Source organism: Paraburkholderia sp. BGA-UO-ETr-F21, assembly GCF_059567925.1.
Genome location: NZ_JCAQOY010000001.1, coordinates 61,863 through 83,607, shown reverse-complemented (window position 1 = coordinate 83,607; position 21,745 = coordinate 61,863). Strand labels below are relative to the sequence as shown.

The 21,745-nt window shown below is 65.8% G+C and carries 17 protein-coding genes; 7 read left to right on the top strand and 10 right to left on the bottom strand.

Annotated features, from left to right (window positions below):
* Positions 1 to 206 precede the first annotated feature (206 nt).
* From cobA to bluB, 5 genes are read left to right on the top strand one after another with little or no spacing between them, the layout of a single operon-like run.
* The gene (gene cobA, locus AC57B1_RS00360) at positions 207 to 980 is read left to right on the top strand and encodes a uroporphyrinogen-III C-methyltransferase (RefSeq protein ID WP_177205179.1); all 774 of its coding nucleotides are present in this window, start codon (positions 207 to 209) and stop codon (positions 978 to 980) included.
* Positions 977 to 1,384 carry a cobalamin biosynthesis protein gene (locus AC57B1_RS00355; RefSeq protein WP_496416253.1) on the top strand — a complete coding sequence of 136 codons (408 nt, stop codon included), beginning with the start codon at positions 977 to 979 and terminating at the stop codon, positions 1,382 to 1,384. Before cobA ends, AC57B1_RS00355 begins: the two co-directional genes overlap by 4 nt.
* Before the next feature lie 47 nt (positions 1,385 to 1,431).
* On the top strand, positions 1,432 to 2,034 hold the full coding sequence (gene cobO, locus AC57B1_RS00350; RefSeq protein WP_091801661.1) for a cob(I)yrinic acid a,c-diamide adenosyltransferase: 603 nt from the start codon (positions 1,432 to 1,434) through the stop codon (positions 2,032 to 2,034).
* 3 nt (positions 2,035 to 2,037) lie between these two features.
* Positions 2,038 to 3,390, top strand: a complete 1,353-nt coding sequence (locus tag AC57B1_RS00345; RefSeq protein WP_408349770.1) for a cobyrinic acid a,c-diamide synthase CobB — start codon at positions 2,038 to 2,040, stop codon at positions 3,388 to 3,390.
* The gene (gene bluB / locus AC57B1_RS00340; RefSeq protein ID WP_496416252.1) at positions 3,374 to 4,033 is read left to right on the top strand and encodes a 5,6-dimethylbenzimidazole synthase; all 660 of its coding nucleotides are present in this window, start codon (positions 3,374 to 3,376) and stop codon (positions 4,031 to 4,033) included. Before AC57B1_RS00345 ends, bluB begins: the two co-directional genes overlap by 17 nt.
* Positions 4,034 to 4,043: 10 nt before the next feature.
* Here the strand turns inward: bluB and AC57B1_RS00335 are convergent, their stop codons facing one another.
* From AC57B1_RS00335 to AC57B1_RS00305, 7 genes are all read right to left on the bottom strand, one after another.
* Positions 4,044 to 4,688: a DUF4136 domain-containing protein gene (locus AC57B1_RS00335; RefSeq protein ID WP_408349767.1), complete on the bottom strand. Its 645-nt coding sequence runs from the start codon at positions 4,686 to 4,688 to the stop codon at positions 4,044 to 4,046.
* Positions 4,685 to 7,177: a CHASE2 domain-containing protein gene (locus AC57B1_RS00330; protein ID WP_496416251.1), complete on the bottom strand. Its 2,493-nt coding sequence runs from the start codon at positions 7,175 to 7,177 to the stop codon at positions 4,685 to 4,687. Before AC57B1_RS00330 ends, AC57B1_RS00335 begins: the two co-directional genes overlap by 4 nt.
* 66 nt (positions 7,178 to 7,243) lie before the next feature.
* Positions 7,244 to 8,695, bottom strand: coding sequence for a FecR family protein (locus tag AC57B1_RS00325; protein WP_408349761.1), 1,452 nt, complete (start codon positions 8,693 to 8,695; stop codon positions 7,244 to 7,246).
* On the bottom strand, positions 8,692 to 9,429 hold the full coding sequence (locus AC57B1_RS00320) for a response regulator transcription factor (protein WP_091801678.1): 738 nt from the start codon (positions 9,427 to 9,429) through the stop codon (positions 8,692 to 8,694). Before AC57B1_RS00320 ends, AC57B1_RS00325 begins: the two co-directional genes overlap by 4 nt.
* Before the next feature lie 852 nt (positions 9,430 to 10,281).
* On the bottom strand, positions 10,282 to 11,079 hold the full coding sequence (locus AC57B1_RS00315) for a peptidoglycan DD-metalloendopeptidase family protein (protein ID WP_496416250.1): 798 nt from the start codon (positions 11,077 to 11,079) through the stop codon (positions 10,282 to 10,284).
* Positions 11,080 to 11,539: 460 nt separating this feature from the next.
* Positions 11,540 to 14,998 (bottom strand): DEAD/DEAH box helicase, encoded by a 3,459-nt coding sequence (locus tag AC57B1_RS00310; protein ID WP_496416249.1) that lies wholly within the window; start codon positions 14,996 to 14,998, stop codon positions 11,540 to 11,542.
* Between the two features lie 126 nt (positions 14,999 to 15,124).
* Entirely contained in the window at positions 15,125 to 15,907 is a 783-nt protein-coding gene (locus AC57B1_RS00305; protein WP_091801684.1) for a DeoR/GlpR family DNA-binding transcription regulator, read from the bottom strand.
* A 282-nt stretch (positions 15,908 to 16,189) separates the two neighbouring features.
* Here AC57B1_RS00305 and AC57B1_RS00300 point away from each other — a divergent pair, with 282 nt between their 5' ends.
* Entirely contained in the window at positions 16,190 to 18,685 is a 2,496-nt protein-coding gene (locus tag AC57B1_RS00300; protein WP_496416248.1) for a GcvT family protein, read from the top strand.
* Positions 18,686 to 18,697: 12 nt separating this feature from the next.
* On the opposite strand, the gene AC57B1_RS00295 is transcribed toward AC57B1_RS00300, so the two are convergent.
* From AC57B1_RS00295 to AC57B1_RS00285, 3 genes are all read right to left on the bottom strand, one after another.
* On the bottom strand, positions 18,698 to 19,237 hold the full coding sequence (locus tag AC57B1_RS00295; RefSeq protein WP_091801691.1) for a cytochrome b: 540 nt from the start codon (positions 19,235 to 19,237) through the stop codon (positions 18,698 to 18,700).
* The gene (locus tag AC57B1_RS00290) at positions 19,234 to 20,325 is read right to left on the bottom strand and encodes a catalase family peroxidase (RefSeq protein ID WP_496416247.1); all 1,092 of its coding nucleotides are present in this window, start codon (positions 20,323 to 20,325) and stop codon (positions 19,234 to 19,236) included. Before AC57B1_RS00290 ends, AC57B1_RS00295 begins: the two co-directional genes overlap by 4 nt.
* 112 nt (positions 20,326 to 20,437) lie before the next feature.
* Positions 20,438 to 20,707 (bottom strand): DUF4148 domain-containing protein, encoded by a 270-nt coding sequence (locus AC57B1_RS00285; RefSeq protein WP_408349741.1) that lies wholly within the window; start codon positions 20,705 to 20,707, stop codon positions 20,438 to 20,440.
* A 278-nt stretch (positions 20,708 to 20,985) separates the two neighbouring features.
* Between AC57B1_RS00285 and AC57B1_RS00280 the strand changes: the two genes are divergently transcribed.
* Positions 20,986 to 21,708: an anti-sigma factor family protein gene (locus AC57B1_RS00280; protein ID WP_496416246.1), complete on the top strand. Its 723-nt coding sequence runs from the start codon at positions 20,986 to 20,988 to the stop codon at positions 21,706 to 21,708.
* Positions 21,709 to 21,745 lie beyond the last annotated feature (37 nt).

Below are 21,745 nucleotides of genomic sequence, written 5' to 3'. Positions count from 1 at the left end.
ATCCGCGAGGGACGGATGTGAAGGCGCTGAAGCACGACGTGGCGCATCCGTTCGTCGATCCGTTCCCAAAGGGACCGTGACGAGCCGCGCGTTTCGCCGTGCCTGAATCCGTAGCACTGCATGCCCCCAAAGTCCGTCATCCGGCGCGCCTGCGCGCTTCGCCCCTTTCCGCCCGTCACGACATGGCGCTCGCCATGCACGTCGCGATGACCCGCGCCTGGCTGATCGGCGCCGGCCCCGGCGACGTCGAACTCATGACCCTCAAGGCGACCCGCGCATTGGCCCAAGCCGATGTTGTGCTGGTCGACGACCTGGTGAATCCCGACGTGCTGCAGTTCGCGCGCGCCGACGCGCAGGTCGTCTACGTCGGCAAACGCGGCGGCCATCCGTCCACGCCGCAGGCCGGCATCGTCGCGCAGTTGCTCGAACACGTGCGGGCCGGGCGCAGCGTCGCGCGCCTGAAAGGCGGCGATCCGTTCGTGTTCGGCCGGGGCGGCGAAGAACAGCAGGCGCTGCATGCGGCGGGCGTCGAGGTGGAGGTCATCAACGGCATTACGGCGGGCATCGCCGCACCCGCGGCCATCGGCATTCCCGTCACGCACCGCGATCACGCGCAAGGCGTGGTATTCGTCACCGGGCACGGCGCGGGCAGCGGCGAACCCGACTGGGCCGCGCTCGTCGCCACGCGCATGACCCTCGTGATCTATATGGGCATGCGGCGGCTGCACGATATCGTCGACGCGTTGCTCGCGGCCGGCATGAGCGCCGACACGCCATGCGCGGCGATCGAATCGGCCACCCGTCCGGAGCAACGCCATGCGCTCGCGCGGCTCGGCGAGTTCGCCGACACCGTCGCGCGTGCCGGACTCGGCTCGCCGGCGATCGTGGTGATCGGCGGTGTGGCGTCGCTCGCGCTGGCGCGCGCAGCGGCGCGGGCCGATGACGAAGCGCCTTGCGCAGACGGCGCGGCTACACAATGAAGACGCTGAGCGTGGGCATTGGTTGCCGTGCGCACAGCTCGGCCGAACAGATCGACGCGGCGGTGCGCGCCGCGCTCGGCGCGCATGCGTTCGATGAAATCGGCACCGTAGCGTCCATCGATACCAAAGCCCACGAAGCCGGCCTGCTCGAATTCTGCGCGCGTCATGTGCTGCGGCTGACATTCTTCAGCCGTGAACGGATCGCTGCGATGCCCGTGGCGGAGCCTTCGGCGGCAGCGCGTGAGCACCTCGGCGTGGATGGCGTGTGCGAGCCGTGCGCGCTGCTTGCCGCGACGGACGGACTCGGTGAATCCACCACGTCCGCAGCGCCTCGAGCACGGCTCCTCGTGCGCAAGACCTTCCATGCCGGCGTCACCGTGGCGATCGCCTCGACCACGGCCTAAGCCCAACGCGAACACCCAAACAACGACACTCAGGAACAGAACCTGCCATGAAGACCGATCCCGAATCGCATCAACGCATGACCGAGCGCCGACGCGAAGGCCACGAGAAGAAACAGGCCAACGCCACCGTCGAAAAAGGCCTGCTGATCGTCAACACCGGCACCGGCAAGGGCAAAACCACCGCCGCGTTCGGCATGGCCGTGCGGGTGTTGGGCCACGGCATGCGCCTTGGCGTCGTGCAGTTCATCAAGGGCGCGCTGCACACGTCGGAGCGCGACTTTCTCGGCGCGATCGCGAACTGCGATTTCGTCACGATGGGCGACGGCTACACCTGGAACACGCAGAACCGCGACGCCGATATCGCGACCGCGCGCAAGGGCTGGGACGAAGCGCGCCGCATGATCGAAAGCGGCGAGTATCAGATGGTGATCCTCGACGAGCTGAACACGGTGCTCAAGTACGAATACTTGCCGCTCGACGAAGTGCTCGCGGTGCTGAACGCGCGCGCGCCGATGCTGCACGTGGTGGTGACCGGCCGCCACGCGCCGGACGCGTTGATCGAAGCCGCCGACCTCGTCACCGAAATGCGCATCGTCAAGCATCCGTATCGCGAGCAGGGTGTGAAAGCGCAGCGCGGCGTGGAGTTCTGAGCGATGTCCGCGTCCCCCGAGGGCACCTCGGCCGGCGCGTCTTCAAAAGAGACGTCCTCCAGCGCATGCCCCGCCCTCTTCATCAGCGCGCCCGCGTCGGGTCAAGGCAAGACCACGATCACCGCGGGTCTGGCGCGCTACCATCGGCGGCTAGGGCGACGCGTGCGCGTCTTCAAGACCGGACCGGATTTTCTCGATCCGATGATTCTGGCGCGCGCAAGCGGCGCGCCCGTCCTCTCGCTCGATCTGTGGATGGTGGGCGAAGCCGCCTGCCGCAGCCTGCTCGCGCAAGCGGCCGCCGAAGCCGACCTGATCCTGATCGAAGGCGTGATGGGTTTGTTCGACGGCACGCCGAGCAGCGCCGATCTCGCCACCACGTTCGGCGTGCCCGTGCTCGCGGTGATTTCGGCGAAGGCAATGGCGCAGACCTTCGGCGCGGTCGCCTTCGGTCTTGCGCAATTCCGGCCGCAAGTACCGTTTTACGGCGTGCTCGCCAATCGCGTCGGCTCCGAGCGGCACGCGCAGATGCTCGAAGAAGCCTTGCCGCCGGGCCTGCGCTGGTGCGGGCATATTGCCGCCAGCGATGAAATCGCCTTACCCGACCGTCATCTCGGCTTGCACCAGGCGGACGAAATCGACGATCTCAACGCGCGCCTGGATCTCGCCGCCGATACGCTCGGCCGCACCGCGCTGTGCGAACTGCCGCCGCCGGTCGAGTTCGGCGCGCCCGTGCCGCACGTGCTGCCACGTCTGCTGGAGGGCAAGGCGATTGCCATCGCGCGCGACGCCGCATTCTCGTTCATCTATCCGGCCAACGTCGCGCTGCTGGAAGCGCTCGGCGCGCGGATCGACTACTTCTCGCCGCTCGCCGACCAGCCACTGCCCGAACACGCGGACGCGCTGTACCTGCCCGGCGGCTACCCGGAACTGCACGCGGCAACGCTGGCGGCCAACACGCGCAGCGCCGCGAGCATTCGCGCGCACGCGGCCGCGGGCAAGCCGCTCGTTGCCGAATGCGGCGGCATGCTCTATCTGCTTGACCGCCTCACCGACACGCAAGGCGTCAGCACGCCGATGCTCGGCCTGCTGCCAGGCCACGCCACGATGCAAACGCGCTTCACCGCGCTCGGCATGCAACGGATCGACAGCCTGCACGGGCCGATGACCGGCCACACGTTTCACTACTCGAAGCTCGACACCTCGCTCACGCCTCTGCGTTCGGCCATCCGGCCGCAAGGCGACGCGCCCGGTGAGGCCGTCTACCGCACAGGTTCGATCGTGGCGAGCTACATGCACGCTTATTGGCCCTCCAACCCGGCCTTCACGGCCGCCCTGTTCCATGGCGAAGCCTTTTGACGATTTCGAGCGCGACGCTGTCTACCGCGCCATTTACGAACGCCGCGACATGCGCCATTTCGTGCGCGATCCGGTCGACCCCGCCGTGCTGCAGCGCCTGCTCGACGCGGCGCATCACGCGCCGAGCGTCGGCTTCATGCAGCCGTGGCGGATCGCGCGAATCACCGATCCGGCGCTGCGCACGGCCTTGCATGACACGGTGGAAACCGAACGCCTCGCCACCGCCGACGCGCTCGGCCAACGCCGCGAAGCCTTCATGAAGCTGAAAGTGGAAGGCATGCTGGATTGCGGCGAACTACTGGTGATGGCGCTGATGGACGGGCGCGAGCGCCATATCTTCGGCCGCCGCACCTTGCCGGAAATGGACCTCGCGTCGGTGGCGTGTGCGATCCAGAACATGTGGCTCGCGGCCCGCGCGGAAGGTCTGGGAATGGGCTGGGTGTCGCTGTTCGATGTCGACGCGGTTCGCCAGCTACTGCACATGCCGGAGGGCGCGCGGCCCGTGGCGATTCTGTGCCTGGGTCACGTCGACGAGTTCTACAACGAGCCGATGCTGGAAACCGAACGCTGGGCGAGCCGCCTGCCGCTCGCCGACTGTGTCTTCGAAAACCGCTGGCCGCAAGACCGCGACGCGCCGGAGTGATCGTGGCGCACTACGGTTGCAGCGGCTTCACCGACATCACCGTCGGCACGCCGCTGGTCTCGTCAGCACGCAGTTTCACGCGCCAGTCGCGCGGCGCGTCGAAGGGGAACCTGGCCAGCGCGCTTTTGACGAGCGCCGGCATGGCATGCAGCGGATCCGCATCGCGATCGCTGCTCGACGCGCTGACTTTATAGACCTCCCGCCCGCTCGCGCGCTCGAAAAACCGCAGCGTCAGCGCGTGCCGATAGACAGGGCCGCCGAACAGCGAGAACGGTGCATCGGGCGCTCGTTCGCAGGCGCCCGGCGCGCAGCCTTTTTCACTGACGCCGATCGTCGCCGGCCGCGTGTCGTAAGCAATCGAGAGCAGATAACGCGCGGACCGATCCGCCGTTTCAACGAAGCCCTGCTTTGCCAGTTCATCCGCCAGCAAGCTTTCGAAGCGCGGATGATCCGCGCCGGCCTCTTGCGACGGCATGCGCGTGATCGCATAGGTCCGCTCGCCTTGCAGCGCGGCGGCGGCGTTCGAGGTGGCGGCGGTATGCACGTCGGCGCTCAGGCCGGTGCAACCGGTCAGACTCGCCGCGGCCAGCGCGGCACAGAACAGGATGGCTTTCACGATCTTCTCGCTTCGATAAGGTGCATAGTCATACGTCACGTGCGCGGCGTGAGGAAAGCGCCGGATTGCGCGTCTTCGAGCACCGGCAGACGGATCGTGAACGCCGTGCCCTGACCGGGTTCGCTCGCCACCTCGACATCGCCGCCGTGGCGCGTGACGACCGTCTTGACGAAGGCCATGCCGAGCCCCGCGCCGCCCACTTCCGGCCGCTCGGCTTCGTGGAAGCGCCGGAAGCGCTCGAACAGGCCCGCCTGCTGTTCCTTCGGAATGCCGTAGCCCTGGTCGCGAATCGTGCACGACACGCGCCTCGCTGCACCCGGCACCGCCTTCGGTGTCGGGCTCGCCACGCTGCATACGATCCGCGTATCCGGCGGACTGTATTTGACCGCGTTGTTCAGAATGTTGACGAGCGCGCGCGTCATCAGCGAACGGTCGGCGCAGATCCAGTGGTCGTCGTCATCGGCGCCGGTCCCGTCGGCCGCGGCGGTTTCGGTGAGCAACGTAATGCGCTTGGCGTGCGCCTGCGGCCAGACTTCGTCGCTGGCGTCGATCAGCAACTCGTTTAGATTCACCGGTTCCAGCACATAGGTTTGCGATTCGGCGCGCGCCAGTTGCACGAAGTCGTCGGCCAGCGTGAGCGCGCGCTGCGCGTAGCGCTCGATGCGTTCCAGCAAACCGCGCGCGAGCACCGGCTCGCTACGGGCGCGTTCGATCTCCACCAGCGCGAGAATCGACGCCTGCGGCGAGCGCATGTCGTGCGACAGGAGCCGCAGCGCGTCTTCCCGTTGACGCTCGGCCGCATGCAGGGCCGACACGTCGACGAGACCCGCAATCCAGCCGGTGGTCTCGCCCTGCTCGTTGGTGCAGTTCGCGTAACGCAGCAAATGGTCGCGCTCGCGCGCGTCGCGCACTTCCACGCCGTGCGCCATCAGCGCGGCGAATTCATGGCGCGCCGGATCGAGCGGCGCCGGCCAGTGCGCGCGGGCGAACAGGTTGTTTTCGGCATCCGACGCCGCGTCGCTGTCGATCGTCTTCACGAGCGTCAGGCCGCCCAGCACGGCCTGCATCGGCCGGCCTTCGGGCAGCGGCGCGGCGAGACGCGCGAAATGCGCCTTGGCGGCATGGTTCGCGATCAGCACGACGCCGCGCACGTCGCTGACGAGGATCGGCTCCGGCATGCTGTCGAGGCTGTCCCACACGAAGCGCTTCATGTCCTGCACACGCTGCGCGGCCTGCGCCATCAGCGCCATGTGCTGCTCCAGCACGTCGCCGCCGAACTCGCGGCGGCGCTGCGGCGTTTCCGGCAGCAAATGGGGTTCGTCGGCGAGACGTTGCAGTTCTTCGCGCAGATAGGCCATGGTCATTTCAAGGCGCCGCCAGTTCCAGATCGGATAGACGACCACCACGCCGACGATCGCCGGCACCGGCGACATCCAGAGCCGCGCGCCGTAGAGCAAGGCGGCGCTGCCGGACGCCGCGAGCAGGCACAGCGCGCCGGTCAACAGCAGCGAACGGCGCGGCGACAATACGAGAAAACCGGCCAGCAGCGCGGCGAGCGGCACGAGCGACACCGCGAATAGCGCCCACCGCGCGGCCGGCTCGATCTCGCGGCCGGTCAGCAGCGTGTCGAGCACGTTGGCATGGATATACACGCCGGGCAGCGGCCCGAGCTCGCCGGACACCGGCGTCGCAAAGCGGTCATACAAACCGGACGCGGTCACGCCGATCAGCACGATGCGGCCGCGCAACTGCTCCGGCGACACGTCGCCGGCGAGCACGCGGGCAAAACTCAGCTTCGGATAGTTCTGGGCGTTCGGACCGAACGGGATGAGGAAACGGCCGTCGTCGCCGTTGTCGGGTGAGGCCGCGGCCGAAACACGAGCGGGCTGTCCGCCATTCACATGCAGCACGCCATGCTCGACGGCCTGGGCGACCGGCAGCATCAATTGCGGCCAGCGCGAATCGGCGTCGCCCTCATATTGCGCGACGCTGCGCACAATGCCGTCGCTGTCGACTTCGAGATTGATATGACCGAGCCCCGCCGCCGCATGCGCGAGCGGCGCCACCGGCTCGACCACGGTGCGGCGCCCGGCGCTGTCGGGCGCGCCGAGCAGCACCGGCAAATACGTCGGACTCAGCGCGATAGCGCGGGCCAGTTCGGCGTCTTGCGCATTGGGCTCGGTGAACAGCACGTCGTAGATCACCGCGGCGGGATTCGCTTTCGCGATCTGTTCGAGCAGCTTTGCATGGACACTGCGCGGCCACGGCCAGCGGCCCAGTTGCGCGATGCTCGCGTTGTCGATTTCGAGCACCACGATATCGCGCAGCACAGGCTGTGCGCGCAGGCTCAGAAAGCGGTCATAGACCAGATGATCGACGCTCGCGCTCAGACGGCCGAGCGAACTGAGCAGAATCACCACGACGCCGAGGCAGCCGATGCCCGCCCATTCGATCAGGAAGCGGCGGCCGGCGCGCCGTCCGAGACGGGCGCGCGGATCGAGGCTCAGGCGCGTAGGAGTGGTCGGCAAAGCGTTGTTCGGTTCGAAGCCAGGAAGCGGGCTGATGAATCGCTCAGCCCCGTGAATCTATCAGCGTCAGCGCGCAAGCGTAAACGAGCGCACGGCGCTGCTCTTTTCGTAGAGGCGGCCGTTCTCGAACTGCTCGGCGACGATCGTCCAATAGTAATCGCCAGCCGGCAGATCGCTCACGACCAGTTGGCCGCCGGACAAATCAGTGCGGTCCACGAGCGGATGCCGCAGATCGGCCGTCGTCGCCAGCACGAAACGGAAGCGCGTCTCGACCGTGGCGCGGCTCACGAACCAGCGGAACTCATAGTCGCGGCTGCCGGCGCGCTGGCCGGCCGAGGCGGCCAGCCCGAGCTGACGGCGCTCGAACGCATACACCTGCGGCAGTCCTTCGAGTCCGTTGCCGTCGATCGCGGCAATGCGCACGAAATAGGTGCCGTCGGGCAGGTCGCCGAAATCCGCGTGCGGCCCGCTCGCGCGCAGATCGCGGATCAAGTCGAGCTGGTCGGCGTCGCGTGCGATCTGCACGCGATACGCCACGGCGTGCTCGGCCGGAACGAGGTCGAACGCGACCGTCTTGCCGTCCTGCACCTTGCCCGGCTGCGCGAGCGCGGGCGCGGGCAGCAGTTCGACCGGCCCGCCGATCGTCTCGCCTGCCCGCGTCACGCTGCCGAAGCGCGCCTTCACGAGCTGCGCGGAAGCCTGCAGCGGCACGCCCGGCGGCGGCGGAACGCGCCCGCCGAGCGCGGCAGGGTCGACGCCGACCGCTCCGTCCAGCACTTCCACTGCGGTGATTCGCGCGTCGCCGTCGTAGGCGACCTTGAAGCGCGTTCCGCGCACGCCGGCCACGACGGAGGGCGAGCGGATCTGGAAGCGGTCGTCTTTTTTCGTCGCATGCGTGACCTGGCTCTCGACTTCGCCGCTGCGCAATTCGAGCACGCGATCGCTGGCGCCGGTCAGCGTGGTGCGCCGTAGCGTGCTGACATCCAGCAGGCCGTTCTGCGCTACCGTGACATGCGAGCCGTCGGGCAATTCCAGCGACACAAAACCGTTTTCGCCGGTGCGGATGCGATCGCCTTCGCCCAGCGTCGCGCCTTGCGTGAGCGGCACGTAGGGATTCTTGCCGAACGCATGCTCGACCGGGCCGCTCGTCGCGATCACGCGGGCCGATTCCTGTTCCTGTTTGAGCTTGTCGGCGGGCAGGCGCAACACGACGCCGGCCGGCATGCGACGCGGCGCGGGCACATGATTCACGCGGCTCAACACAGCCCAATCGTTCGGATCGCGCAGATAGTGGCCCGCGATGTCGTACAGCGTGTCGCCCTCGTGCGTCACATACGACACGTACACGGGCGCCGCGGCTTTCGCACGCGGCTTCGGCGCACGCATCGACTGCGCAACCGATGATGCCGGCGCGAAGCAGGCCATCGCGAGCACGCCGGCGGCCGCGAGCAAGGCGCCACCGCGGCGGCCCGGCGAAACCGCGCTGCCGCGCGGCGCCACACCGGCGGACAACGTCACGCGTCCCCCGCTTCAGGGCGTTGGCCGAGCGCCGCCGACGGCGCGGCGGATTCGATCCGCTCCAGCCGGTAGCCATAGCCGTAAATCGGCGTCAGACGGTAACCGTGCTCCGGGCGCAAACCGAGCTTGCTGCGCAGCATCGATACGTGCGTGTCCATGGTGCGCGACGGAATGTCGGTCGCCTGCTTCCAGATCACGTCGAGAATGTGCGCGCGCGAGAGCGGCCGGCTCAGATGCTGGAACAGCAACAACGCGAGGTCGAATTCCTTCTGCGTGACGGCGACCGCCGTGCCGCGCACCACCACGTGCTTCGCGCCCAGATCGAATTCGAATTCGCCGAAAACTTCCTTCACCGCGGCCGGCTTGAGGTGATAAGCGCGGCGCAGCAAGGAGCCGACTCGCGCCAGCAAGACCGCGGCGGAAACCGGTTTGACGACGTAGTCGTCCGCACCCGTGTTGAGAATCGACGTGATGTCGGTTTCACGGCCGCGGCTCGTCATGAACAGCACCGGCAGGCGCTCGGAAAGACTTTCCCGCACCCAGCGCAGCACCTCTTCACCCGACATGTCGGGCACGTTCCAGTCGAGCACCAGCAGATCGAACGTCTGACGGCGCAGCTGCCGCACCAGTTCGCGACCCGCACCGTATGCGTGACAGATATGCCCCGCCGCCGACAGCGTTTGGCAAACAAGGTCGGCCTGAGCCGAATCGTCATCCAGGACAGCAATTCTCATAAAACCCCGCAACGCGACATCGTCGTTCGTAACTGGTGGCCGGCTGACCGGCAGATGACCGGGATGACGGCACAGGCACCGACGATCCGGCTTCCAATTTCATCTTCGGCGGCACATTTTTTTGACTTGTGGTCCTTTGCCTTGCGCCCTGTTCGATCCCGCCTGCGTCTCAAAATTAGCGCGCAGTGTTCGATTTATCGCGCCGCGTATCCAGGGGCAGGTCATCATAATCGAAAAAACGGCTGTTCTTTTCCCGGATAAGATCACGCGAATCTCCGGTCAGGCGATGCGGTTGTTCAACCATCCCAGCATTTTCAGCGGCACAGTCGCCCGCTGCGCCGTGTGTGTGCATCGACCGCAAGGGTCGTCGTTTTCAGCGGCTGGTCTCGCCCGCACGGTAGTTGGCCCCGTTCGCCGTTGTCTTTTTCAGGCTGCGTCCCCCACTTGGGAAACCGCGATTTGACAATTTGCGAGTCAGTATAGAAACAGTCTCAAAATAAATCGTTTAAAGATTGTTAAGCCTAAGGTGTGAGTTAGGGAAAAAATGCGGTGCCCCTTCTTTCGAAGGCCGACGCCGCTCAAAACACTACACGCTCGCGGGGTCTAACCGCACGAGTGACCTAAAAATAGCCGCTCCGAAATTGCAGCTCAAGATGAAAAAACTGCCTTTGTAACCTGGTATCAGGTAGCTATTACGCAAACGATAATGCGCGATGCATAGAAGCGTTGTGTCGTCTCACTCCGAAAATGGTATGAATTGAAGCGGCGGCGGCAGCGCATTTACAGACGAAGAGGGTTTGTTACAGATGCTGTCGTTTGCCGGAAACACCGCCGCAGCGTCCGTTCATGTCTCTAGCGCTCGGGGAGGTATCTGAGCGGGTCGACGGGTTTGCCGTCCACGCGCACTTCGAAGCGCAACGACGCTTGCGCTCGATCGTCCGCGCCCATTTCGGCGATCGCATCGCCCGCCCTGACGGCCGTGCCTTCCTTGACGCGCAGCGCGCGGTTGTTGCCGTACGCCGTCAACAGATGCGTATCGTGCTTGATGATGATCAGCTTGCCGTACGCTGCGATCCGGTCGCCCGCGTACACGACACGGCCGCCCGAGGCCGCCCTCACCGGTTCGCCGGGCTGCCCGCCGATCACGATCCCCTTCGTGCTGCCCGCAACAAAATGCTCGAGCACGGCGCCGCCGGCCGGCCACGCGAGTCGCGCCCTGGCGGGCGGAGCTTCGTCCGAGCCTTCCGCGAAAATCGCGCGCGCTTGCATAAGCGAGTCCGATCGCGCGGTCGATGCCGGTGAGCCATCATCGACTATTGGCGGAGCGACGCGCAGCACCTGACCGGCTTGCAGGCCGTCGTCGGGCGCCAGATGGTTCCATTGCGCGAGCGCGGCGGCCTCGCGGCCGAACGCCTTGGCAACACCGGTCTGCGTGTCGCCGGAATTGACGCGGTAGAAACCGGCGGGCACCGTTGCAGCGGATTCAGATGCGCGTGAAGCGGTGGGCGTCGACGAGCCGGCCACATTGGCAGAAGCAACAGGCATTTTGCCCAATCTGGATGGCGCGCAGCCCGTCAACGATCCGGCCAGCGACAACGCGAACAACATGGAAAAGCCCGATCTGACGCATCGGAAAAAACAGGATTTCATCGAAAGGAATTCGTTAAGGTGCGCGGGTAAATCGTGTGGGTCGCTAGCCGAGGTTGTCGGCACAACCGCTATGGGGCGTGACGTAGACGTGCATTGCCATTGCATGCTGCAATTCATTCGGCAGCGGGCGTGACGGCGGTGGCAAAAATCGGCTTCTTCATTGATGGCATGTCCTTGACGTACTGCGTTGTCCTGACCTTCACGGTCGCGTGTTCAACGAGTGCCAGGCGAAAGCGTTGACGGCATCGCCGCGAACGCAGCGCGCGTTGACTATTTGTCACGCTTCTGGACTAAGCAACGGCAAAACTGGGGATATTTGAACGCGGCGAACGGGCGCGAGGTCGCGTAGCGCGGCATGCGCCCCGGACGTTCTGAGATGTAGCCTGGCGTTATATGCGCCGTCGCACCGAGCGCGGATTCCTGCCCGCACAACCGGGCGCAATCGCGATCACTGCGCGCGTTATCTGCCGCCTTCGATTTCCGGCATCGGCGCGAACAGCGCGTCGAGGTCGTCGTCCGAGAACTTGGCGGCGCCGGCGGCGTCTTCGGAAAGAATGCTGTCGGCCAGTCCCGCCTTCTGCTCCTGCAACTCCACGATCTTTTCTTCGATGCTGCCCGCCGCAATCAGCTTGTACACGAACACGGGCTTGTCCTGCCCCAACCGATGCGCGCGGTCCGTTGCCTGATTCTCGGCAGCCGGGTTCCACCACGGATCGTAGTGGATCACCGTGTCGGCAGCGGTCAGGTTCAGGCCCACGCCGCCGGCCTTCAGGCTGATCAGGAACAACGGCACCTCGCCTTGCTGGAAACGCTCGACAGGCGTCACGCGATCCGCCGTGTCGCCGGTGAGCACGACGTACGGAATGGCGGCTTCTTCGAGCGCTTCGGCGATCAGCGACAACATGCCGGTGAACTGCGAGAACAACAGCACGCGGCGCCCTTCCTCGATCAGTTCCGGCAGCATCGACAGGAGCAGGTCGAGCTTGGCGGAACGCATGGCGCGCGCGCCCTTCTCGACCTTGTCCACTCTGTCGCGCGAGTCCGGCCCCTCGCCCGCCTCGCCGGTGGTCTTGAGCGTGCGAACAAGGCGCGGATCGCAGCACACCTGGCGCAGCTTCAGCAACGCATCGAGCACGATGATGTGGCTGCGCGCGAGACCCTGCGCGCTGACCGCCGCGCGCACTTTCTCCTGCATTGCCGTGCGCACGGTTTCGTAGAGGTCGCGCTGCGCGCCTTCCAGGTCCACGGAGCACACAATCGTGGTCTTGGCCGGCAACTCTTTGGCGACCTCGTCCTTGCGACGGCGCAGCATGAACGGCCGGATGCGCCGCGCCAGCAAAGCGCGGCGCACGCCGTCGCCGTTCTTCTCGATCGGATTGCGCCAGCGTTTGGTGAAGTCTTTCTGGCTGCCGAGAAACCCCGGCAACAGAAAATCGAACTGCGACCACAGCTCGCCGAGATGATTCTCGAGCGGCGTGCCCGTCAAACACAGCCGATGCCGCGCACGCAAACCGCGAATGGCCTGCGCGGCTTTGGTGGTGGCGTTCTTCACGTACTGCGCTTCGTCGAGGATCAGCAGGTGATACTCATGCTCGGCGAGCACCTTCTGATCGCGCCACAGCAGCGCGTAGGTGGTCAGAATCAGTTCGTGTTCGCCGATCTGCTCGAAACGCTCCTTGCGCTGCGGGCCGTTCAACACCAGCACCTTCAGTTCGGGCGCGAAGCGTCGCGCTTCCTCGCGCCAGTTGTGCACAAGCGTGGTCGGCACGACGATCAGCACGGGCCGGTTCAGACGCCCCGCTTCTTTCTCCGCGAGGATATGGGCAAGCGTCTGCACCGTCTTGCCCAGACCCATGTCGTCGGCGAGTACGCCGGCAAGATCGTGTTCGCGCAGAAACTGCATCCAGTTCAAGCCCTGTTGCTGATAGACGCGCAGTTCGGCCTTCAGGCCGCGCGGCACCGGCACCTCGCGCAGCCCCGGACCGGCTTGCAGACGCTGCGCCAGTTGCCGGATCGAACCTTCGCCGCGAAATTGCCAGCGGCCGGTGCCGTTCAACGCTTCCAGCCGGCCCGCGTCGACGGACGCCACACGCAGCGGCGCACCGTCGGCGAGCGAGCCACCGAGCGCGTCGAACAGATCGACGAGCACGCGCACCACCGGCTTCAGACGGTCGGCGCGCAAGCGCAAACGCTTGTTCTCCTCGGTCTTCAACTCGATCGGCTCGTCGTCGGCAATGGCTTCGAGCGCGCCGCTCAGCCAGCGCCGGTCGCGCCGGAACAGGTCGGCAAGCAGCGGTTCGAGCCGCACGTTGCGCTCGCCGATGCGGATACCCATCTCCAGATCGAACCAGCCGTCGCCGGCCTGATGCGCGGTGCCTTCGATCGCATCGATTTCGATGACGTTGTAGCGAAACTCGGGCGCCATCGTCACGCGCCAACCCTTGCTCACGAGCTCCGGCACGGCGTCGTTGACGAACGCGGTCCACGCCTCGGCATCGGGCAGGCCGAGCATGGTGTCGGGCAGCAGGCGCGACGCGTAGACGCGGCTGGTCGGCACCTTCTGCAAGCCCGTCTTGCGCAGTTCGAGCAGACGCTTTTTCTCGGCCTCGTAGCGGCGGCGGATATGAATCACGTCGCCGCCCGGCATTGGCACGAGCGTCACGCTGCTGTCGACATTGATGCTCACGCCGTCGTAATCAAAACTGACGCCCGCCAGTTCGACCGCAGCGGATTGACGCAAACCCGCCTTGCTCGTCGCCGACGGCAGCGCGTGGCTGTTGAGCGTGAGCACCGGCACGGGATCGACGTCGATCACGCGAATCGCGGACGCGTCGTGCGTGGGCGGCAGCGGCAACTCGGGCGCGATCTCGCGCAGCACCGAGGCGACCAGCGGCGCTTCGGCGAGCGAGATAGGCGGCATGGCGAGGTAATCCGGCAACTGCTGGAACGGCAGCGACGATTGAACGATGCCAGCTTCATTCGCGACGCCATCCACATACCAGACCGGTTCGGTGGGCAGCACCATGCTCGCGCGCGGCTCGGTGCGCAGCACGGGCCGCAGGCGCTCGTCGGCGAGCGGCTCCCATTCGATCCGGCCGGGCCGGTCGGCGCCGCGCGCGAGCGGCGCGGGTCCGTCGTGACCGGAGCCGGGCGTGAAATCGAAGAACAGCCGGCCGGTCGCGATCAGCTTCTGCAGCATCTCCGCGCCGCTCGTGCCACGCAGGATGAACTGTCCGAAGTCCTCGCGTGAGCGGCCGAGCCACAGGCCGCGCAGGATCGACAGGTCTTCGTCGGAGACGAACTTCGGCTGTTTGAGGAGCGCCGCTTCCACATTGCCCCAAGGTTCGTCGACCGCGATGATCGCGCCGTGCGCATCGCAGCGCGCGCGGTACAGCACGACCTCGTGGCGCATGTGAAAGCTGGACCAGTTCAGCCGATAAGCCAGGGTCTGCGAGCGCGGAGCACTCGCCTTCTGGGCGTCCGCATCCGCAGCCCCGGCGTGGGCACGAAAACGTTCGAGCCAACTGACCAGTTCCGGCCGCACGCCTGACGGCGGCCCGACGTTAGCCATCGGTTCGCGCGGCAGGTCGCGCGCGGTGTCGCCCTCGTCCGACTCGACGTGGGTGATATGGTCCATCTCGTCGTGATAGTTCAACTCGGCGAGCAGCAACGCGGCAACGTGCTTGCAGTTGCGGCCGACCGGACAACTGCAATCGCCCTGTGCCCAGGGTGAACCGCCATCGGTACGAAAGCGCACGCGCGTTTGATAGGGAAGCCGCTGCGTGCCCTGCACGTCGCCGCTCAGCGTGGCGCCATGCCATTTCACGTGGGTGACTGGGCCGACCGAGCGCGCCTTGGCGACGGTGTGGTCCCCGAGCCATTCCGCAATGCGTTCCCGATCAAAGAAAACTGACGACATCGGCGTCCATTCCTATTCAAGCCGGCAAAGGCAAGCGCGCGCGGGCAGGATCACCCCGGCGGAGCGTGGGCGGCGCCGGCCGGCGAATTTTCGTGCGGCATCGATTGCCTGTGGTAACCGGCCATTTTACGCGTTGGACGCACCTGGCTGTGTGGCCACCTCCACATCCAGCCCGGCCGCAGCGAACACCTGAGCCAGCGCGGGTGCCGGCGCTTCATCCGTTACCAGCAGGTCGACGGCATCCGCGCCGAAAGCGTGCACCAGCGCGCTGTGGCCGAACTTCGCGTGGTCCGCGGCGACCACCCGCCGCTCGGCCTGAGCGAAGGCCGCCAGCGAAAAGGCCACGTCGGCGGGCAGCGCGTCCATGAAACGCCCCTGCATGTCGATTGCCGTGACCGAGGCGATCGCGTAGCGCACGTGGAACTGGCGCAGAAAGGCCAGCATGCTGTCTCCGAACGCGGCGCAGTCGTCCGGGCGCAACTCGCCGCCCGCGATGAATACACGGTTGCCATTGCGCGGCGCGAGCACGCGCGCGACTTCAATGGAATTGGTCACGACCGTGAGCCGCGATCGGACGACCAGCGCCTGCGCGATATGCAGACACGTCGTGCCGCCCTCGAGGATCAGCGAATCGCCGTCCCGCACCAGTTCGCCGATGCGCGCGCCGATCGCCCGCTTGCCCTCGAGGCTGGCCGCCATGCGCCGCTGGAACGGCGGTTCATCCAGCCGTTCGGGCAGCATGATGCCGCCGTGAACCTTGATCAGCAGGCCGTCGGCGATCAACGGCTTGATATTGCGGCGGATGGTTTCGTCGGACACGTCGAAGCGGCCGGCCAGTTCGGTGATCGTGCAGGTGCGCTGCTCGCGGACGAGTCGCAGGATTTCGGCTTGGCGCTGGTTGGAGAACATGGAAATTGAGCGGTGACTGTCAGGTGAAGTCTAGCAAAAGTCACGCTTCTTCGGGGTTGATAGCCACGCGTTTCCAAGCAAACCCACACTGTAGCGCCATCGGGCAGCGGGTGCGCGCCGAGCCGCGGCGCAGGTACGCCTGACCGCGACAAACGACGAGACGCAGGGCTGAGCAGCATGACGGTCGTATGACACGAGCGGATTTCCAACAATGACAGAGGTCGTTGCATTTCGTGTCTTTTTGGGGCAATCTACGCCAATTCAATCCACGCACTTCCACACATGTCCACATCCATTCCCAACCACGCTCGCGTCGTTATCGTCGGCGGCGGGATCATCGGCTGTTCGGTCGCCTACCATCTGACCAAACTGGGTTGGACCGATGTGGTGCTGCTCGAACAGGGCCAACTGTCGTGCGGCACGACGTGGCATGCGGCCGGCCTCGTCGGTCAGTTGCGCGCCCAGGAGAGCATGACGAAGCTGATCCGCTATTCGACCGCGCTCTACGCCGAACTCGAAGCCGATACCGGACTCGCCACCGGCTGGAAGCAATGCGGCTCGCTCTCGGTGGCCCGCACCGCCGAGCGGATGACGCAACTCAAACGCACCGCGGCCGTCGCGCGCGCCTACGGCGTGGCCTGCGATGTCATCAGCCCGCAGGAAGCCGGCGACCTGTGGCCGGTCATGCGTACCGACGACCTGCTCGGCGCGGTCTGGCTGCCCGGCGACGGCAAGGCGAATCCCACCGACCTGACCCAGGCCCTCGCCCGCGGCGCCCGCATGCGCGGCGCGCGCATCGTCGAAAACACTCGCGTCACGGCGATCCACACGCGCAGCGCGCGAGACGGCAAGGCAAGCGGCGCGCGCGAGGTCAGCGGACTCGCGTGGCGCAACAAGGACGGCGAAGAAGGCACGATCAGCGCGGACATCGTCGTGAATTGCGCAGGGCAATGGGCCAAGGCGGTTGGCCGCCTGTGCGGCGTGACCGTGCCGCTGCATTCGGCGGAGCACTACTACATCGTCACGGAACGCATTGCCGGCGTGCATCCAGATCTGCCGGTCATGCGCGATCCGGACGGCTTCATCTACTTCAAGGAAGAAGTGGGCGGCCTCGTCATGGGCGGCTTCGAGCCAGATGCGAAACCATGGGGCATGAACGGCATTCCCGAGAATTTCGAGTTCCAGTTGCTGCCGGACGATTGGGATCAGTTCGAAATCCTGATGAAAAATGCGCTGCAGCGCGTGCCCGCGCTCGAAACGGCCCAGGTGCGGCAGTTCTATAACGGCCCCGAGTCGTTCACGCCGGACAACAACTTCATGCTGGGCGAAGCGCCTGAGTTGCGGCGCTTTTTCGTCGGCGCGGGTTTCAATTCCATGGGAATCGCCTCGGCGGGCGGCGCCGGCATGGCGCTCGCGGAATGGATCGTGGCGGGCGAGCCGACCATGGACTTGTGGCCGGTGGATATTCGCCGCTTCGCGCGCTTCAACGGCAACGACACGTGGCTGCACGATCGCGTGAAGGAAACGCTCGGCCTGCATTACGCGATGCCGTGGCCGAATCGCGAACTCGACAGCGCGCGGCCGTTTCGCCGCTCACCGCTGTATTCGCTGTTGCGTGACGAGGGCGCCTGCTTCGGCAGCAAGATGGGCTGGGAGCGCGCCAACTTTTTCGCGCCCTCGCCTGAAGAAGCGAAAATCGACTACGCCTTCGGCCAGCAGAACTGGCTGCCCTGGAGCGGCGCAGAACACCGCGCGTGCCGTGAAGGCGTCGCGCTGTTCGACATGACGTCGTTCTCCAAATTTCTCGTGAAGGGCCGCGACGCGCAAAGCGTGCTGCAAGGCATCGTCGCCAACGACGTAGACGTGCCGACCGGCACTACGGTATACACCGGCATGCTCAACGAGCGCGGCGGCTACGAATCGGATTTCACGCTCACGCGCCTCGCCGACGATCAATACCTGCTCGTCACCGGCAGCGCGCAAACCACACGCGACTTCGACACCATTGAACGGGCAATTCCGCACGACCAGCACTGCACGCTCGTCGACGTGACCGGACAGTACGCCGTACTCGCCGTGATGGGCCCACGTTCGCGCGAGCTGCTGCAAAGCGTCTCCAAGGCCGACTGGAGCAACGAAGCGTTCGCTTTCGGCCAAAGCCGCGAAGTGGATCTCGGCTACGCGACGGTGCGGGCCACGCGCCTCACCTACGTCGGCGAACTCGGCTGGGAGCTGTATGTACCGGTCGAATTCGCGGTGGGCGTGTACGAAACGCTGCACGCGGCGGGCGAGGCGTTCGGCCTCGTCAACGCCGGCTACTATGCGATCGACTCGTTGCGCATCGAAAAAGGCTATCGCGCGTGGGGCCGTGAACTCACGCCGGACACCAATCCGTTCGAAGCGGGCCTGTCGTTCGCGTGCAAGCTCGACAAGGAGATTGCGTTTCGCGGCCGCGACGCGCTGTTGAAATTGCGCGCCGAGCCGCTGCGCCGCCGCATGGTGGTGCTAACCGCCGACGGCGCCACGCAGCGCATGCTGTGGGGCGGCGAGGCGATCCTGCGCGACGGCAAGCCGGTCGGCTTCGTCAGCTCGGCGGCGTTCGGACACACGCTGGGTTGTCCGGTCGCAATGGGCTACGTGAACAATCCCGACGGCGCAGCGGATACCGCCTACCTGGGCAGCGGCCACTACGCGATCGATGTCGCCGGCGAACTGCTGCCGGCCACCGTGCACCTGAAGGCGCCTTACGATCCGCGTTCGGAACGCGTGAAGCAGTAAAGCGCTGAGCCGCTAACGCTCGCCGCGCGCCATACTCGAAAACACGCCGTCGCGGCGGATCAACCCATGAAACAACGCCGCCGCGAGATGCAGCAGCACCGTGGCGAACAGCGCGAATGCGAGCCACGTATGCAACGCGCGCAGCAACGCGAACAACTCGACGTTATGCGGTGCGATCGGCGGCAGATGCAGCGGACCGTATAGCGTGACCGGATAGCCCGCAGCGGACAGCATCGCCCAGCCGATCAACGGCATTGCCGCCATCAACGCATATAGCACGAGATGCGAGGCCTTCGCCGCGAACCGCTGCGGCGTGGGCATATCGTCCGGTAACGGCGGGCTGCCGCGCGTGAGTCGCACGCCCACACGCACCACCACAAGCAGCAGCAACGCAATGCCGAGCGGCTTGTGAATCGCAATCAGCGTGTTGTGCGCGCGCGAGACGGTAGCGACCATGCCCACGCCGATGAACAGCATCGCAATGATCAAGGGCGCCATTGTCCAGTGCAGCAGACGCGCGAGCGGACTGAAATGGGTGGGCGTCGGCCTCATGAGTGTGCTCCGTTTGTCTGGGCTTGATGAATCGCGGGGTGCAACGCTTCCTCGCGCGTGCGGCGTTTGTACGAGAGCGCGTAAGCGGCCGAGCGCGCGGCGAGCAAGGGATCGTCCGACGGTTCGATGCCGGCCGGCAGGATCGTCGGATCGAAGTTGACGTCGCGGCACGCGCCGTTTTCCTGCGACGTCGTGTGATCGATCACCAGCGTGCCCGCGTCGATATGCTGACGATCGTCGGGCCATTGCAGCGTGGCGTCGTTCGTGGGGTCGCCGGGTTGGGCGACGGTCAGAATCAGATGCCAGCGCAACGGGCCGTTTTCCAGCCGCTGATCGAGGTCGGCTTCGAGAAAATTCTTCTCGGCTTTTTCGGCGTCGGTGATCGGCGCGTACGGCGTCTCGGGCACCATCGCCCAGCGCACGGCGCGCGTATGGCCGGCGCCGTCGGTGAAACGGAATGCGTTGATGCTGTAATAAGCGCCATTTGCCAGACTCGAAGAAGGCGGATGCGCCTTGACCCATGCCTGGAACGGCTGAGTCTCGGGATTGGCGGCGTAAAACGCCTTGAGCTTTGCGGGATCCGCTTTGCCGGTCGCCGGATCGGGCGTTGCGGCGACCAGTTGCTGATAGAACTGCTCGGGCGTGTGCACCGCGAAAACGGGCGTCGAGTTCATTCCTGTACGCCACTGCTCGCCGTTGCGCAGCTGGAATTCCAACGCGAGGCTGCGCACAGGCGAACTGGTGTCGGGCGCGGAGGGGTTGCCGCCGGGCACCGCGAAGCGGCCCGTCACCGGCGTGCGCCCCTGCGCGAATACAGCGGCGTGGGACAGCGCCGCGCCATCGCCGTTACTGTCGAAATAGCCTTCGATACACAGGCCCTTGGCATGGTTGCGCCGGTAGCCCGGATGCGGCTGGCCCGCCACTTTCTCGAAGGTGTTGATGAAACGCGGCGCGCTGAGGCGCGCTGGCGTCAGCCAGCCTGCCGTGTAGGCAAAGCCGCCGGCGAGAGCCAGCACGGCCGCGCCGATCACGGCGAGCCTGCAAGGCACGCAGACAGGCCCGGGGTTGGGAACGGATGGTTTTGCCACGAAAACTCCTTGATCGGATAGATGCGCTTACCGGGCTAACACTGCATACCGCGATCTATTCCGTGCGATATCCGGCGCGCCCGTTCCATTCGCGCGCCGGGTATCCAGAGCTTCAATTGACGCTGCCGTCCTGCGCGCTTTGGCTCGCACCATGGCGGGCGGCCGCCGCTTGCGTAGCGAGTGCTTCTCTGTGCTGTGCGACCTGCTGGGCGAACACCGGGCTTACATCCGGATACGATGCGTCGGTGACGTAATTCAGGCCGTTCTGCTGCGCTTCGATCAATTCCTGGTACACCTCAGCGCGGGTCTTGCCTTGCGCGAAAGCGCTCGATGATGCAGCCAGAACAGCAACGGACAATGCAACGAAAGCGATCTTCTTCATGATGAACTCCAGCGAGTTTTGTGCGGGTTTGCATCAGGGAGAACCACACGCTCATGGCTTTTATTCCTGCCTCGAAGGCACGGAAAAAACATATCCGGAAGCGGGAATAAAGCGGCGCGAGATCGGGTTAGCTCGCGACCCGGCGGCTCGGTGGAGGCCGCGCGAAAGTGCGTTTTCGGCAAGCGCGTAGCGTTGAAATTGGCGCGTGAACATATGGAATAAACTCGGGGCTATTCGTGTTCGCCCTCGGTAGCCGCCCTCCAACGCACGCCGACACCATGACCATCGACGCCCCTTCCAATTCGCCGCTTTCCGAAGCGGACATTCAGGCCTATGCAGACGGCACGCTGACGCCGGAGCGCGCCGCGTTTCTGCGGGACTATCTGGGCAAGGATCCGGCGGAGGCGCGCCGGGTGGCGTTTTACGGCCGACTGAACTCGCAGATCCAACAGGCCTTTCAAACAACTGACGAACCGGTGCCGAGCCGCTCCACAGGATGGCGCCGCACATTCGCGCGCATCAATGGGTCTAAACGCACCCGCAAACTGCTCAACACGCTGGCGGCGCTCGCGCTGACGCTCGCGGTGGCGAGCGGCTGGCTCGCCGCGACGCAGGTGTCGGCGCAAGCGCTGAACAATGCCGCGGTCATGGCGCTCGCCGAAAGCTCGGCCGGGCAATTCTCCGCGGCGTCGCCGACTCGCGCCGATCCGTCCGCGCCGAATCTCTCGGCAATTGGTTTGCGCCTCGTGGACCAAAGAGTGATTGCGCTGAGCCCGCTTCAGCGGGTCAGCGAATTCATCTATCTGAACGGCGACAATCAACCGGTGGTGCTGCTTTCCGCGTTGGCGTTGCTGGCGCCGGCGCAGCCGCAGTGGTCCGCGCGCCGCATCGGCGACATTCGCCTGTTGCTCTGGACCGCGCAGCGGCAGCGTTTCGTGGTTGCCGGCGACGCCCGCACCCACGGCCTGATGCGCGCCGCCGACGCGATGACCATGCGATGACTGCTGAAACGCAATACGTGATCTCACAGAAAGCAGG

Excerpts from the sequence above, each read along its gene's own strand:
- cobA (WP_177205179.1), top strand. The coding sequence starts at position 207 with ATGACCCGCGCCTGGCTGATCGGCGCCGGCCCCGGCGACGTCGAACTC.
- AC57B1_RS00355 (WP_496416253.1), top strand. The coding sequence starts at position 977 with ATGAAGACGCTGAGCGTGGGCATTGGTTGCCGTGCGCACAGCTCGGCC.
- cobO (WP_091801661.1), top strand. The coding sequence starts at position 1,432 with ATGAAGACCGATCCCGAATCGCATCAACGCATGACCGAGCGCCGACGC.
- AC57B1_RS00345 (WP_408349770.1), top strand. The coding sequence starts at position 2,038 with ATGTCCGCGTCCCCCGAGGGCACCTCGGCCGGCGCGTCTTCAAAAGAG.
- bluB (WP_496416252.1), top strand. The coding sequence starts at position 3,374 with ATGGCGAAGCCTTTTGACGATTTCGAGCGCGACGCTGTCTACCGCGCC.
- AC57B1_RS00320 (WP_091801678.1), bottom strand. The coding sequence starts at position 9,429 with ATGAGAATTGCTGTCCTGGATGACGATTCGGCTCAGGCCGACCTTGTT.
- AC57B1_RS00315 (WP_496416250.1), bottom strand. The coding sequence starts at position 11,079 with ATGAAATCCTGTTTTTTCCGATGCGTCAGATCGGGCTTTTCCATGTTG.
- AC57B1_RS00310 (WP_496416249.1), bottom strand. The coding sequence starts at position 14,998 with ATGTCGTCAGTTTTCTTTGATCGGGAACGCATTGCGGAATGGCTCGGG.
- AC57B1_RS00305 (WP_091801684.1), bottom strand. The coding sequence starts at position 15,907 with ATGTTCTCCAACCAGCGCCAAGCCGAAATCCTGCGACTCGTCCGCGAG.
- AC57B1_RS00300 (WP_496416248.1), top strand. The coding sequence starts at position 16,190 with ATGTCCACATCCATTCCCAACCACGCTCGCGTCGTTATCGTCGGCGGC.
- AC57B1_RS00295 (WP_091801691.1), bottom strand. The coding sequence starts at position 19,237 with ATGAGGCCGACGCCCACCCATTTCAGTCCGCTCGCGCGTCTGCTGCAC.
- AC57B1_RS00285 (WP_408349741.1), bottom strand. The coding sequence starts at position 20,707 with ATGAAGAAGATCGCTTTCGTTGCATTGTCCGTTGCTGTTCTGGCTGCA.
- AC57B1_RS00280 (WP_496416246.1), top strand. The coding sequence starts at position 20,986 with ATGACCATCGACGCCCCTTCCAATTCGCCGCTTTCCGAAGCGGACATT.